We start from the raw sequence: 13,635 nt of genomic DNA, 5'->3' as shown, positions 1-13,635 counted from the left end.
ATTATTATAATACGGCAGGTCAATTGTCTTGATAAGAACAGCTGTTTTGGGTTTCCTGTGTGAGAATACCCAAGAGATGGATTAGATATGGCAGAAGAGGACAGTGAACTGGCACAGGCAGACAAAAAACTGACGGCACCGGTTATACCGGTATCCGCTCCGCCACATATGCCCGGTTCTTCCGGAACCGTGGCTGCAGGGGATCCCGCAGAAGAGGCCGTAGCGGGAATGAAGGAATATACAGAGGAGGAAGATTCTTCATTGGATCTATTCCCGGATGAGAACAGAGCCGGTGCTCCGGACGAAATACCGAAGAAAGGAAAGGCGAAACAAAAAAAGATGCGTACCGGGCTTCTTGCAGGTCTGCTGCACCGTGGAGAAAAGACTGCCGACCCCTATAATATGGAGATTCACGGGTCACTTGTTGCAGCGGATGTCCCGCAGGGCTACACACTGGTAGAGCAATACTGGATTGTGCCCGGTTGTTCGGAGGTGATGATCCTCCTCAACACCGTCACCCGGCAGCACGAATATCATCTCAATGAACCGGAACTGAGTGAGTTTGAGTATGAAATCGTGGAACGGCTCCACGCCGACCTCCGCGATGTGCTGATTCTCACCGATGACGAGGTGATGCAGGACCGTGAAGTGGTGCTCCGTTCAAAGACAATTGGTCTTCTCGATGACTACGGGGTAGTCCTCTCCCTGCCTTCGTATTACCGCGTGATGTACTATATGAACCGGAACTTCCTCGGCTGGGCCCGTCTTGAACCGCTGATGATGGACCCGAACCTCGAGGATATCTCCTGTGACGGTATCGGTGTCCCGGTCTTTCTCTATCACCGGACCTATCGCAATGTGAAGAGCAATGTCACGTTTGATGAGGAGTCCCTGAACTCGCTTGCCATCCGGCTGTCGCAGCGGTCCGGGAAGCATGTATCCATATCAAATCCGGTACTGGACGCCACCCTCCCGGACGGGTCGCGCCTGCAGCTCACCTATGGCAGTGAGGTGACGACCCGTGGTACGTCATTTACGATACGCAAATTCCGTGAAGAGCCGTTCTCGCCTGTTGAGCTGATGACCCGCGGCACCTTCTCTGCGGAGGCCCTTGCCTACTTCTGGATGGCCATCGAGAATAATAAAAACCTCCTTTTTGTGGGCGGGACGGCATCCGGAAAGACGACATCCCTTAATGCGGTCTCACTGTTCCTCCCCCAACTATCCAAGGTTGTCTCCATTGAAGATACCCGTGAAATTACGCTCTATCACGAGAACTGGATTGCATCGGTCACCCGGGACGCGATCACGGATACATCCTCGGCGAAAATCGATATGTTTGACCTCCTGAAGGCTGCCATGCGCCAGCGGCCCGAGTATATCATCGTGGGGGAGGTCCGTGGCAATGAAGCGCAGACACTTTTCCAGGCAATGAACACGGGCCACACCACCTTCTCGACGATGCATGCGAATGATGTGGACTCCGCTATTCACCGGCTGGAAAACCAGCCGCTCAATGTGCCGCGAAATATGGTGCAGGCGCTCGACATCGTGAGCATCCAGGCACTCACCTACATTGGGCGGGAGCGGGTCAGGCGGTCAACAGAGATCGTGGAGATCGCGGGCATTGACTCCGGCACCGGTAATCTCCGGGTGAATACGGTCTTTGAGTATGATCCGGTTACCGATGTATTCAGCTTCAGCGGCCGTTCTATCGTCTATGCGGCAATCATGGAACAGCGTGGCTGGACGTATGAGAACCTTACTTCTGAGGTGAACCGCCGGATACAGGTTCTGAATGCAATGAAGGATCAGGATATTACGAATTACATCACGGTTTCACGCATTCTCAGGGCCTATGATATAGATGCTGACTCTGTACTATCCTCGATTGACGACCTGAAACAGGCAGTGATATGATCATCGACAGGTATGCTCACTGGGTCATCGGGCGCCGTCCGGCAAAGTATCGTTCTGTGCGTGAAGACCTCCTCTCCGCACGCACCGGGCTTACTATTGAGCAGTATCTCACCTACTGTGTGCTGATCTCTGTTGCTTTTGGGGCAGTCATCGGAATTTTCGGGTATTTGGTTGCGATGCTGCTCTTCTTCCCCGAGGTGCAGACCGGCATCGTCAATATCTTTAGTACAACCATCCCCTCGTTCACCATCACCCAGCCGACGCTGCCGGAGATGGTGCAGCGCAGTCTTGTAATGGTCGTCTTTTTTGCTGTTGCTTCACTCGGTATCTACCAGTTGCTGCTCCGCTATCCCACAATGATGAAGGATAACCGGGCCGTCCGTATCAACCTGAGCCTGCACAATGCGGTCAGCTATATGTATGCGATGCGCCGCGGGGGTTCTGAGATCCTTCCGATTTTTAAATCCCTCTCGGAAAATGCAGATGTCTACGGGGAAGTGGCGTATGAATGCCGGCAGGTGGTGCGTGACACCGAGTATTTCGGGTCTGACGTGGTCAATGCGATTCGCACCCTCTCGTTAACCACCCCTTCAGAGCAGATGAAGGACTTTCTCGAGGACTTTGTCTCGATCATCGAATCGGGAGGGAATGTAGCGGGTTTTCTGGAGTCGCGGGTGCGGGTGTACCAGGATGATGCCCGGTTCCAGCAGAAGCAGTTTCTCTCTACGCTGCAACTGGTGGCAGAGTCATATGTGACGCTCTTTGTCGCAGGCCCCCTCTTTTTGATCATCATTATGGTGGTGGTGGGGCTGATGGGGCAGACTTCCGTTGTCCAGCTGACGGTGATTGTCTACGGGCTCATTCCCATCGGTTCCCTGATCTTCATCATCTTTGTGGATATGATATCCATGCACACCGATGATGTGCGGCGGGTGACACGGAAGGTGGTGCTCCGTGAGTTCAGGGACGTGCGGGTTGTAAAACGCGAGGGCGAAGAGGGTCTCTTTGAAACACTCTATCACAATGATCGCTGGAGAAAGGTCTGGGAATTTGTGCGCCATCCCCTTGACTGGTTTTTGGTCGATGTGAACCGGACATTTCTGGTAACAGTTCCCCTGATGCTCATCTATCTCACCTTTGTCTACCTCGTGGTGCCGCAGTATCAGGACATTGAGGTGTATCTGGGAGTGGTCGATGATCACCTGATCATTGCATTTCTTATCGTCCTTATGCCCTATGCCGGTATTCATGAATTATGGAGACGAAAGGTCCGCGGGATTGAGGCGAGTATTCCGGAATTCCTCTCCCGCCTCTCGGGCATCAACCGTGTCGGTCTGACACCGGCACGGGCCATATCTGTCCTGGAAAAGACGAATCTGGGACTGATATCCTATGAGATTCGCCGGATTAAACGCGACCTTGACTGGGGCGGTGTCTTCTCGGATGCTCTCATCCGGTTTGAACACCGGGTCCAGACGGCCGCGATTGCCCGGAACGTGACACTGATCACCAAAGCGAGTGAGATGACGGGGGATATCGCGGAAGTGCTCTCGATTGCCGCAAATGATGCACGGATGTCAGAGGCACTGAAACGCGAACGTCTCTCTGACATGATCATCTACATCATCGTCATCTACCTCGCCTTTGCGGTATTTGTGTTTGTCGTGGTCGTACTGGACTGGAACTTCCTCTCCATTCTGGAGGAGCTGGTAGCAGGTGAAGGGATGCAGAATGTACCGGACTCCATGCTTGCCATCGTTGAGTCCGGCACCCTGGTCATCATCTCCCGGCTGCTTTTCCATGCCTGCCTGATTAATGCCTTCTTCTCCGGCCTGATTGCGGGGCAGATGGGTGAGGGGTCGGTGAAGGCGGGGGTGAAGCATACGGTGGTTATGCTCATCATCACTCTCGTCATATTTAATCTGGCATTCTGAGGCGAAAGATATCATGAGGTGGCAGAGAACAACGGATGAAGACGGTATGATGGGCATTGAGGCGGCCATCATCCTGATTACCGCGGTAGTGGCGGCATCCGTCCTTGCCATGGTTATCTTAAATCTCGGATATTTTTCTGCGGAAAAGACCCGTTCGGTGGCGGAAGAGGGGGTCAACGAAGCGGGCACAACTGTGGTAACGACGGGCAGCATTCACGGGGTGGAACGGGGAGAGAGTCTTGGTGCGCTGCGGGTGACCTTTGTCATCCCCGCGGGCAGTGATATGATTGATTTCTCCCGCGTGCAGGTGAGTGTGGCAACACCGGACAATATTGTGGCGATTGCTGCTGCGGACCCGCTCGTAACGGATGCGCCTCTCGCGGGCACCTGGGGCATCATCCGCAGGATGCCTGCAGCAGCAGAGGAAGACCTCTTTTTAGAAGATAATGAACGGTTTACGATTGAAGTTTCTCTGCCGGAGGGGCAGGAGATACCGGTGAAGGGTGAATTTGTGCTGACCGTCATTCTCCCCGACAGTGGTTCCTGGCGGTTTGCAGGCGTTGCACCGTCCAAGACTGATCCGGTCATGATCCTCGTCTGAGGCCCACGGGCATTAGCCTTATATTCGTACGTGGCATAAAATGGATGGTGATAACGCATGTGTTCAACCGGCGGACCAATTGATGTAGAACTGGATGAAGGGTTAAAGGGAAAGAAATACCGTTGCAATGACTGTGGGGCGGTGTTTGAGGCGGTCGGCCGCCATCCGGTCTGCCCGTCATGCCAGTCCGAGAATGTGACGGAAGTATGAGGGTCCCTCTCTCCTGCGGATATCTTCTCATCCGTGGAGAATCATCGTTTTTTCTGGTTGCCCGAGCGCCTGATACCTTTGCCCTGCCCATTGAGACGAATGACGCAGAGGTGTTTCAGGGGGTGCACCGGGGAGACCTTATCGTGGTGTCCGCCCCGGAGGGTGGTGACCCCGAACAGGCACGAATGCTGTGTGAACTGGTGCGGACCTATCGTCAGCCGATGGTGGTGCTTCCCAAAGGGCATCCCGGCTCATCCCGTCTGCGGATGGTGATCTCGGTTGCTCCTGCCATTATGCCGAAGGCGGATATTATCCGCGGCACCCACCCGGACCAGGATGTGATCTGTTCGTCAGGAGAGCTCTCCGGACTGGGGATGGCAGCAGACGGGGAGTGTGTCTGCATCGAGGGATTTGATCCAAACCGAATGGAGTATCTTCTCTTTCCACCGGGGCCCCTGTCCCTGTAGTACGGCGCGGATTTCGGCAATAATTCGGTGCCGGTGACTCCGAAGGCGTGGGCGCGGTCTGTTTGCACTGATGCGTATACTTAATTAACCCGGATATTAACCCAGATTCTGTGAAGTGGTGAACAGATGAAGAGGATCATAGGTGGATTCTGTGCAGCGGCAGTCATATGCGCTTTTTGTGTGGCATGCGGCTGTACGGATACGGGGGAAGGTACTGATATGTCGGTTGTGGTGATCACTCCGGATCCGACGCCGACACCTGATATTGCAGAGGGGAACGAGGGCTGGACAATCTGGCGTGAAGGCAGTGTCTCAATTGGGAGACTGGGGGAGTTTCAGTCCTATAAACCCAACAAAAACGGGGAGTATTTCCAGGCCCTGCGGGTAGAGGTTGATGCATCGGGCCCTCTTACGCTGTTCTTTTTGACGCCGGATGAGCTGGTGAATTTTAAGACCAAAATGATGACAAATTCCGGTGACTATTATGCGGTTGCAACCTATGAGGATGTTACATCCGGCACCTACACGTATGTGGGTGACCGCGACCTCACGATCGCTCTGCTGAATTCGGAGAACCGTCCGGTGACAACCGCTGTGAATATCTGGTATCACGAATGATGTGGCGGTATGCACGCCTGAATACTCCGGAAGGGAAGTCCCTCCCCTTCCGGTAGCACACCTCATCCGGTGAGGTGTTCGTTAAAATTCCTGATTCTCTTTTTGTTTCTTAAACAGATGCCGAAATACCAGTTATCTGAAAAAGGAAATTGTGTCTGATACGGGCTGAAAATAACAACCATTAATACATTTCCTTTTCATGAGTTATTGTATTGCCGTGAGAGGAGGGATTGATGAAGACTGAGGTCTTACAGAGCATCAAAAAGACAGAAGAAGAAAGCAGATCCATGATTCAGGCTGCTCGTGCAGAGAAGGCAAAAATGCTTGCCGATGCGCGGGTTGAAGCTGAAAATCTGATTGCGAAAGAGACTGAAGGTGCTGAAGAGTACAAAGCTAAGCGGATTAGCGACGCACACGCTGACGCCGAGAAAAAAGCGGCTGTTATCATCGCAGATGGTGAAAAACAGGCTGCATCGGTGCGGGCAGAATCAAAAAAGAACCTTGAAGGGGCGGTCGAGCTGCTCGTGAACCAGTTCAAGGTGAAGCTCAATGTTTGACACACAGACAATGAGCCGGCTGCTCATAGCAGCGTCAAAAGATCAGCTTGAAGCCGTAGTACGTGAGTTGTACCGCCACAATGTCTTCGATATCGAAGATTTTGTCGAATCAGATGCACAGGGTCTTGAGGGATGTAAAATTGGCATGCCTCTTCCCGGAGCGAGTGAATCCTCATCAGAACTCGTCCGTATCCGGTCGATTGAGAACATCTATGGTGTTTCTCCCCAGGGTATGGATTCGAGTGAAACGAAGGTGCCGGCATCCCAGGTCCAGCAGCGCATTGAGCGTGAGCTGCAGGCTGTTGAAGAGGAAGCGGCGAAACTTTCCGAGGAACGGCTCTCTCTTGAGAACACGATTCGTGATTACGAGACACGGGTTGCAGAACTGAAACCATTTACCGCATTTCCGGCGAATCTTGCCGACCTGAGGGGTTTCGAGAATTTTGTAGTTTATGCAGGACTTGTTCCCGCACCCGTCAGTCTTGGTGTTCCGAATGAGACGTTCTCTGTTGCCTATGACAAGAGCAATCTGCTGATAGCAGTTGTTCCCCGTGACGCGGCAGAAGAGGCCGAACGCGAACTCTTCGACGCAGGGTACCAGCCCCTTTCGATTCCGGACGAGGATGGCACCGCCGGGGAGCGGACAGTGTGGTATACTCATGAGATTACCCGTCTTGAGAAGGAACTTGAGGCGGTTTCCGGGCGCATTTCCGCCCAGAAAGAGAAAAACGCAGCGTTTCTGGTGGCATGCGATGAGCTGCTCACGGCAGAAGTGGAGCGTGCGGAAGCACCGCTTCGGTTCGCCACCACAGAAGAAACGTTTGTAGCAGAAGGGTGGGTTCCTACGGACACCGTAGCGGCACTCACGTCAGATCTGCAGTCGGCAACCGGCGGTAAGATCTTCATTTCAGAGGTCGAGTATGACCCCATTGAAGATGCAGTGCCGGTCGAGTATCATAACCCTGATTTCTCGAAGCCGACAGAAATGCTGATGGATATCTATTCACGTCCTCAGTACAATGAATTTGATCCGACCATTCTGGTCTCTATCGTCTTCCCGATATTCTTTGGTTTTATCCTTGGTGATGTCGGATACGGTATTATTCTCCTTGCACTCGGGTATTATCTCCGGAGATACCTGAAAGAAGGTGCAGGAAAACAGCTCCTCGATGTGTTTAGAAACGCAAGTATTTCGAGTATCATCTTTGGTCTGCTATATAGTGAGTTCTTAGGGTTTGCCCTTCCGTGGGACCCGATCGGTATCAACCGTCACTTAAATATCGGCAGTCATGCAAGCGGCCATGGGCCGGATGCAGTGCTTATGCTCGTTCTTACCGCCTGGATCGGTATTCTTCACATCACACTTGGACGCGCACTCCACATGTACAATGCTTCACGGATGATTAAGCCCGGCAAACACCGGAGTAAAGTTATCTTCGGCCAGTTTGGCTGGATTCTTGCAATGTGGGGTATACTCCTGATTCTGTGGTCTCTCTTTGAGATGCCGTTAATGCCTGTTCTCGCCGGATACCCTGCTGTCTTTATGGGATTCAACGGGTTCGGTATGGCTGGTGCCATTCTTATTGTCATAGGAGTGATTGGTATCGGGCAGGATTCAGTGCTTGAGTTAATGGAGCTTCCGACCATTGTCAGCCACGTGCTGTCATACACCCGTCTTGCCGCAGTAGGTCTTTCCTCTGTTGCGATTGCAATGGTTACAAACTATATCGCAATCGAACTGATCATCGATCCGCAGCTGGCAAACCTGAGTGTTGTCGGAGTCATTCTTATCTTAGTTGGAATTGTGGTATTTTTGATCGGCCACACGCTCAATACCGCTCTTGGTATTCTGGGTGGCGGGTTACACTCAATTCGTCTACACTATGTCGAATTCTTCACCAAGTTCTACAAGGGTGGAGGCAGAAAATACAAACCATTTGGAAAATTACGCAAATTTACGGAGGATTAAAATATGGTAGTTGAAACTATGACCATCGAAGTAGCAGAAGCATCGGCAGTTGGATTCAAGGCAATTGGTGCAGGTCTCGCAGTAGGCCTTGCCGGTATGGGTACCGGTCTTGCACAGCTTGGTATTGGTGGTGCAGCAGTCGGAGCAACCGCAGAGAATAAAGAGATGTTCGGTCTCGCACTGCTCTTTACGGTTATCCCTGAGACAGTCGTTATCTTCGGTCTTGTTATCGCACTCCTGCTCTTATTCTGAGGACTGACGAATATGGCATTGGATGCTGTAGTCGGTGAGATCAGGGACAAGGGCATCAGGGAGTCCGAAGCAATAAAGAGCGAAGCCAAGGCAGAAGTTGACGCAATCCTTGCAGAGGCACAGGAGAAGGTCATCGCTATCAAGACGGCAGCAGAGGAGGAAGCGAACCGCCAGCAGGGCTATATCATGGCCCAGGAGGTCGCCGCCGCCAATCTGTCCGTGAAGCGTGAAACTCTCAATGCCCAGAAGGATGTCCTCGACGAGGTTTACAACCGGGTTGTCGCAGATATTGCGGCACTGCCGGATGAATTCCACCGGAAGGCCATCCGCGAACTCTGTAAGGCAGCGGCAAAGGAGCTTGGCGAAGGTGTCTACTACTGCAACGAACGTGATGTTCGTGCAGTCGAGGACGCGCTCTCGAGCCTGAAGACCCTGTCCGGGTTCTCACTGGCAGGAACAAAAGACATCACCGGCGGTATCATCGCAGAGAGTGCTGACGGAGCGCTGCAGCTTGACTACAGTTACTCCACCTACGTCTCTGAAGTATGGGAATCCGGATTAAAGGATGCATCAGATATCCTGTTTGGGTAGGTATGGGGGGATATAAACATGAGTTCAGTTAGCACAACTGGCCCTGCTCCCTACATCTACTCGAGCACCCGTATGCGTGTGCGCAAATCAAAGCTGATCGGCCACGACGAATACATGCGGATGCTCAATATGAGCCTGCCCGAGATCACCCGTGCTATCGAGGAGACGGAGTACAAGGCAGAGATTGATGAGCTTGCCTCATCGTTCTCCGGTCTGGACCTCATTGAGGTGGCACTCTCCTGGAATCTTGCAAAAGAGTTCCAGAATGTCCTCGGTATCATGCCCGGCGTGATCAAGAAGTTCACGGCAAGTTACCTGCAGCACTGGGATATCTATAATGTCCTCACGATCCTTCGCGGAAAGACCCAGGGGGTCCGTCCGGGGAAGATCAAAGAGGTCCTTATCCCTGCAGGCAGTCTTGACCGTGTCGTTCTCGACCGTCTCCTCGCAGAGGATTCCCCCGAGCGTATTGTAGAGGCCCTCTCTTCGTGGTCCCTCTACCCGGTTCTCGAGCGTGAATTCCCTGCCGCAATGGAGAAGGGTACATTTGGCGATCTCGAAAATGAGCTTTTCAAGGAGTTCTACCGCTATGTCTTCAAGCAGACGGCAAGCGGTGTCCGGGGCGGTAAGCCGTTCCGCGACTATCTGAGGCTTGAAATCGATCTCATGAACATCAAGACCGTGATTCGCCTCTACAAGGGCGGTGTCCGGCAGGATGTCCGTGAGCTGATGGTCACAGGCGGCAGTTTCTCTGTTGATGAACTGGTGCGCCTTGCCGCTTCAGAGAGTATCGAGGAGATCCTTGAAGGTATCAAGAAGCGGTATCCCGAAGGCCCCATCGGTGAGCTGATGGACGCGGCTGACAAGTCGATGCCGCTTCATGAGATGGAGAATGCACTCACACGGGTGATGCTCGACCAGATGGACCGCATCTCAAAGAGATATCCGTTCTCCATCTGCCCGACACTTGTCTACCTGAAGCGCAAGCGCTATGAGGTTGCAAACCTCCGGGCGATTGCCCGTGGCAAGGAATCCGGGCTTCCCGGAGAGACGATTGCCGAGTTCCTGGTGGTGTAGTAGCAATGGAGATAGCAGTAGTCGGAAACAGCGATTTCATTCTTGGGTTCAGGCTCGCGGGCGTTGAAAAGACCGTGGCCGCCGAGGATGACGCTTCATTCACGGATGCCGTTACCCGGCTGATGGCAGATGAGACAGTGGCAATACTGGTCATCCGCGGCAGCGATATGGGACGCCTTCCCGAGCGCCTGCAGGCAGAGCTTGGCGAGTCTGTCAGGCCGACCGTCGTGTCAATCGGCGGAGAGGTCGGCGGGGTGTCGATGCGTGAGAAAATTAAGAGAGCAGTGGGTGTAGATTTGTGGAAGTGAAAGGAAATTCAAACGGAATACTTAAGCGCATCTCCGGGCCGGTTGTCACCGCAGTCGGTCTTGAGGCACACATGTATGATGTGGTGCAGGTCGGAGACGAGCAGCTTATGGGCGAGGTCATCAGGATTGAGGGCGACAAAACCATCATCCAGGTGTACGAGAACACCTCAGGTATCAGACCAGGTGAACCTGTCTCGAACACCGGCCTCTCTCTCGCTGTCGAGCTCGGACCGGGCCTTCTGACAAGTATTTATGATGGTATCCAGCGTCCGCTGGAGGTCCTTGTTGACAAGATGGGCAACTTCATTGAGCGTGGTGTGTCAGCACCAGGTCTCTCACATGAGAAGCTCTGGGAATTTGTCCCTACCGTCAAGAAGGGCGACACCGTTGGGCCGGGTGCGGTCATCGGTGAAGTACAGGAGACAAACATTCTCACCAAGATCATGGTACCCCCGAACTTCAAGGGCGGTGTGGTAACTGAGATCAAGTCCGGTGAGTACACCATTGATGAAGTGGTCTGTACCCTCGACAATGGTGAAGAGATTAAGATGATGCAGGTCTGGCCTGTGCGTGTGCCCCGTCCGGTTACGGAAAAGAAGAACCCGGACATTCCACTCGTTACCGGTCAGCGTATCCTCGACGGTCTCTTCCCGATTGCAAAGGGCGGTACCGCCGCAATTCCGGGTCCGTTCGGATCAGGAAAGACGGTTACCCAGCAGGCACTGGCAAAGTGGTCTGACGCACAGATTGTGGTCTACATCGGCTGCGGTGAACGTGGCAACGAGATGACCGAAGTTCTGACCGAGTTCCCTGAGCTTGAGGACCCGAAGTCCGGAAAGCCTCTGATGGAGAGAACGGTGCTGATTGCAAACACGTCCAACATGCCTGTTGCCGCACGTGAAGCAAGTGTATACACCGGTATCACCATCGCAGAGTACTTCCGTGATATGGGATTCGATGTCTCACTGATGGCAGACTCAACCTCACGCTGGGCAGAAGCAATGCGTGAAATTTCTTCCCGTCTTGAAGAGATGCCCGGTGAAGAGGGATACCCTGCATACCTTGCAGCCCGTCTCTCCGAGTTCTATGAGCGTGCCGGTCGTGTCGATACCCTCAACATGGAGTCCGGATCTGTTACCGTTATCGGTGCGGTTTCCCCGCCCGGTGGTGACTTCTCAGAACCGGTTACACAGAACACGCTGCGTATCGTGAAGTGTTTCTGGGCACTGGACGCAAAGCTGTCCCAGCGCCGTCACTTCCCGGCAATCAACTGGCTGAACTCATACTCACTCTACCTGGACACCCTGTCCGGATGGTATGATGAGAATGTGTCGCCGGAGTGGAACGGTCTGCGTGTCTGGGCGATGGAAGTCCTCCAGAAGGAAGCAGAACTCCAGGAGATTGTGCAGCTCGTCGGTTCAGACGCACTGCCTGACGAAGAGCAGGTCACGATTGAAATCGCACGTATGCTTCGTGAGATCTTCCTGCAGCAGAACGCATTCGACCCGGTGGACACCTACTGTTCGACTGAAAAGCAGTACGACATCATGAAGTCCATCAAGATCTACGCAGATCTCGCATACGGCGCCCAGAAGCTTGGCGTGCCGCCTGCAAAGGTCATCACGATCACGTCGAAGAACGACCTGCCGCAGATCAAGTTCACGAAGGACTACAAGGCTGACATCGCCAAGATTAACACGGCGATGGAAGCTGAAGTGGCGAAACTCAAGGAGGCATACCAGAGATGAAAGAATACCGCACGATCAACAAGATCGCAGGCCCGCTTGTCTTTGTCGAGAAGACCGAGCCGGTCGGGTACGAAGAGCTCGTGAACATTGTCCAGTCAGATGGTACAGTGAAGCGTGGTCAGGTACTCGATTCGTCTGACGAATTCGTGGTTGTTCAGGTCTTCGAGTCTACTGCCGGTATCGGTAAGGACTCTGGTGTCCGCTTCACCGGCGAGACCATCAAGATGCCTGTCGGCCGTGACATGCTCGGACGTATCCTTTCCGGTGCAGGTAAGCCAAAGGACGGCGGCCCGGAGATTGTTCCGGAGAAGCGCCTCGACATCGGCGGTGCGGCAATTAACCCGTACGCACGCCAGTCACCTGCGGATTTCATCCAGACCGGTATCTCCACGATTGACGCGACCAACACGCTGGTGCGCGGCCAGAAGCTCCCGATCTTCTCGGGATCCGGTCTGCCCCACAACGAAATCGCTCTGCAGATTGCCCGTCAGGCACGTGTGCCCGGCTCAACTGAAGAGTTTGCGGTGGTATTCGCTGCAATGGGTATCACGAAGGAAGAAGAGAACCAGTTCATGGCTGACTTCGAGCGCACCGGTGCTCTCGAACACGCTGTGGTGTTCCTGAACCTTGCAGATGACCCTGCAGTCGAGCGTATCATCACCCCGCGTCTTGCACTGACAACCGCTGAGTACCTTGCATTCGAGCTTGGCTACCATGTGCTTGTTATCCTCACCGATATGACCAATTATTGTGAGGCTCTCCGTCAGATCGGAGCGGCCCGTGAGGAAGTGCCCGGACGTCGTGGATATCCGGGTTACATGTATACCGATCTTGCATCGCTCTATGAGCGTGCCGGTCTTATTAAGGGCGAGAAGGGGTCTGTGACCCAGCTCTCCATCCTGACGATGCCCGGTGACGATATCACCCACCCGATTCCTGACCTGTCCGGATATATTACGGAAGGCCAGATTGTGGTTAACCGTGAACTCCACCGCAAGGGTATCTACCCGCCAATCAACGTTCTTCCGTCCCTCTCACGGCTGATGAACGCCGGTATCGGCGAAGGGAAGACCCGTGACGACCACAAGAAGGTATCTGACCAGATGTATGCAGGCTATGCGGAAGGACAGGATCTCCGTGGACTTGTGGCGATTGTCGGTAAGGATGCGTTATCAGAACGTGACCAGCTGCTCCTTGAGTTCGCTGACCACTTCGAGAACCGCTTTGTCCGCCAGGGCCATGACGAGAACCGGACGATTGAGGACTCACTCGACCTTGGATGGGAACTCCTGTCCACGCTGCCGGAAGAGCTCCTGGTCCGTATCGACCGCGACCTGATTCAGAAATACCACCCGAAGTACCGCAAACAGGGGGCATAATCAC

Annotated in this window: 14 protein-coding genes; all 14 read left to right on the top strand. The window is 53.6% G+C overall.

All coding sequences use genetic code 11. The features are described from left to right. Positions 1–87 precede the first annotated feature (87 nt). The 14 genes from OU421_RS05110 (at position 88) to OU421_RS05045 (ending at position 13,631) form a co-directional block, all read left to right on the top strand. Positions 88–1,920, top strand: coding sequence for a type II/IV secretion system ATPase subunit (locus OU421_RS05110; protein ID WP_268187530.1), 1,833 nt, complete (start codon positions 88–90; stop codon positions 1,918–1,920). Then, positions 1,917–3,854 carry a type II secretion system F family protein gene (locus OU421_RS05105; RefSeq protein WP_268187529.1) on the top strand — a complete coding sequence of 646 codons (1,938 nt, stop codon included), beginning with the start codon at positions 1,917–1,919 and terminating at the stop codon, positions 3,852–3,854. The genes OU421_RS05110 and OU421_RS05105 overlap by 4 nt, the downstream gene beginning before the upstream one ends. 13 nt (positions 3,855–3,867) lie before the next feature. Further along, entirely contained in the window at positions 3,868–4,455 is a 588-nt protein-coding gene (locus OU421_RS05100; RefSeq protein ID WP_268187528.1) for a hypothetical protein, read from the top strand. Between the two features lie 57 nt (positions 4,456–4,512). Then, positions 4,513–4,665: a hypothetical protein gene (locus OU421_RS05095; protein ID WP_268187527.1), complete on the top strand. Its 153-nt coding sequence runs from the start codon at positions 4,513–4,515 to the stop codon at positions 4,663–4,665. Beyond that, positions 4,662–5,132 carry a hypothetical protein gene (locus OU421_RS05090; RefSeq protein WP_268187526.1) on the top strand — a complete coding sequence of 157 codons (471 nt, stop codon included), beginning with the start codon at positions 4,662–4,664 and terminating at the stop codon, positions 5,130–5,132. Before OU421_RS05095 ends, OU421_RS05090 begins: the two co-directional genes overlap by 4 nt. A 126-nt stretch (positions 5,133–5,258) precedes the next feature. After that, a complete protein-coding gene (locus OU421_RS05085; RefSeq protein WP_268187525.1) occupies positions 5,259–5,750 on the top strand; it encodes a hypothetical protein in 492 nt (163 codons plus the stop codon). Between the two features lie 233 nt (positions 5,751–5,983). Then, positions 5,984–6,307 carry an ATPase gene (locus tag OU421_RS05080; RefSeq protein ID WP_268187524.1) on the top strand — a complete coding sequence of 108 codons (324 nt, stop codon included), beginning with the start codon at positions 5,984–5,986 and terminating at the stop codon, positions 6,305–6,307. Next, positions 6,300–8,276, top strand: a complete 1,977-nt coding sequence (locus tag OU421_RS05075; protein WP_268187523.1) for a V-type ATP synthase subunit I — start codon at positions 6,300–6,302, stop codon at positions 8,274–8,276. The genes OU421_RS05080 and OU421_RS05075 overlap by 8 nt, the downstream gene beginning before the upstream one ends. Before the next feature lie 3 nt (positions 8,277–8,279). Then, a complete protein-coding gene (locus tag OU421_RS05070; protein ID WP_268187522.1) occupies positions 8,280–8,528 on the top strand; it encodes an ATPase in 249 nt (82 codons plus the stop codon). 12 nt (positions 8,529–8,540) lie between these two features. After that, positions 8,541–9,119: a V-type ATP synthase subunit E family protein gene (locus tag OU421_RS05065; protein ID WP_268187521.1), complete on the top strand. Its 579-nt coding sequence runs from the start codon at positions 8,541–8,543 to the stop codon at positions 9,117–9,119. 18 nt (positions 9,120–9,137) lie between these two features. Continuing rightward, entirely contained in the window at positions 9,138–10,196 is a 1,059-nt protein-coding gene (locus OU421_RS05060) for a V-type ATP synthase subunit C (protein WP_268187520.1), read from the top strand. A gap of 5 nt (positions 10,197–10,201) precedes the next feature. Continuing rightward, complete coding sequence (locus OU421_RS05055) at positions 10,202–10,504, top strand: V-type ATP synthase subunit F (protein ID WP_268187519.1); 303 nt, start codon at positions 10,202–10,204, stop codon at positions 10,502–10,504. Then, on the top strand, positions 10,495–12,252 hold the full coding sequence (locus tag OU421_RS05050) for an ATP synthase subunit A (protein WP_268187518.1): 1,758 nt from the start codon (positions 10,495–10,497) through the stop codon (positions 12,250–12,252). Before OU421_RS05055 ends, OU421_RS05050 begins: the two co-directional genes overlap by 10 nt. Further along, on the top strand, positions 12,249–13,631 hold the full coding sequence (locus OU421_RS05045) for a V-type ATP synthase subunit B (protein WP_268187517.1): 1,383 nt from the start codon (positions 12,249–12,251) through the stop codon (positions 13,629–13,631). The genes OU421_RS05050 and OU421_RS05045 overlap by 4 nt, the downstream gene beginning before the upstream one ends. The last annotated feature ends 4 nt before the right edge of the window (positions 13,632–13,635 follow it).

The organism is Methanogenium organophilum (genome assembly GCF_026684035.1).
Lineage (GTDB): Archaea > Halobacteriota > Methanomicrobia > Methanomicrobiales > Methanomicrobiaceae > Methanogenium > Methanogenium organophilum.
This window is presented reverse-complemented; position numbering and strand designations above follow the sequence as displayed.

What these genes read in the sequence shown, in the direction of transcription:
- OU421_RS05075 (WP_268187523.1), top strand. Translation starts at nt 6,300, where the DNA reads ATGTTTGACACACAGACAATGAGCCGGCTGCTCATAGCAGCGTCAAAA.
- OU421_RS05045 (WP_268187517.1), top strand. Translation starts at nt 12,249, where the DNA reads ATGAAAGAATACCGCACGATCAACAAGATCGCAGGCCCGCTTGTCTTT.
- OU421_RS05070 (WP_268187522.1), top strand. Translation starts at nt 8,280, where the DNA reads ATGGTAGTTGAAACTATGACCATCGAAGTAGCAGAAGCATCGGCAGTT.
- OU421_RS05090 (WP_268187526.1), top strand. Translation starts at nt 4,662, where the DNA reads ATGAGGGTCCCTCTCTCCTGCGGATATCTTCTCATCCGTGGAGAATCA.
- OU421_RS05105 (WP_268187529.1), top strand. Translation starts at nt 1,917, where the DNA reads ATGATCATCGACAGGTATGCTCACTGGGTCATCGGGCGCCGTCCGGCA.
- OU421_RS05100 (WP_268187528.1), top strand. Translation starts at nt 3,868, where the DNA reads ATGAGGTGGCAGAGAACAACGGATGAAGACGGTATGATGGGCATTGAG.
- OU421_RS05060 (WP_268187520.1), top strand. Translation starts at nt 9,138, where the DNA reads ATGAGTTCAGTTAGCACAACTGGCCCTGCTCCCTACATCTACTCGAGC.
- OU421_RS05095 (WP_268187527.1), top strand. Translation starts at nt 4,513, where the DNA reads ATGTGTTCAACCGGCGGACCAATTGATGTAGAACTGGATGAAGGGTTA.
- OU421_RS05110 (WP_268187530.1), top strand. Translation starts at nt 88, where the DNA reads ATGGCAGAAGAGGACAGTGAACTGGCACAGGCAGACAAAAAACTGACG.
- OU421_RS05065 (WP_268187521.1), top strand. Translation starts at nt 8,541, where the DNA reads ATGGCATTGGATGCTGTAGTCGGTGAGATCAGGGACAAGGGCATCAGG.
- OU421_RS05085 (WP_268187525.1), top strand. Translation starts at nt 5,259, where the DNA reads ATGAAGAGGATCATAGGTGGATTCTGTGCAGCGGCAGTCATATGCGCT.
- OU421_RS05055 (WP_268187519.1), top strand. Translation starts at nt 10,202, where the DNA reads ATGGAGATAGCAGTAGTCGGAAACAGCGATTTCATTCTTGGGTTCAGG.
- OU421_RS05080 (WP_268187524.1), top strand. Translation starts at nt 5,984, where the DNA reads ATGAAGACTGAGGTCTTACAGAGCATCAAAAAGACAGAAGAAGAAAGC.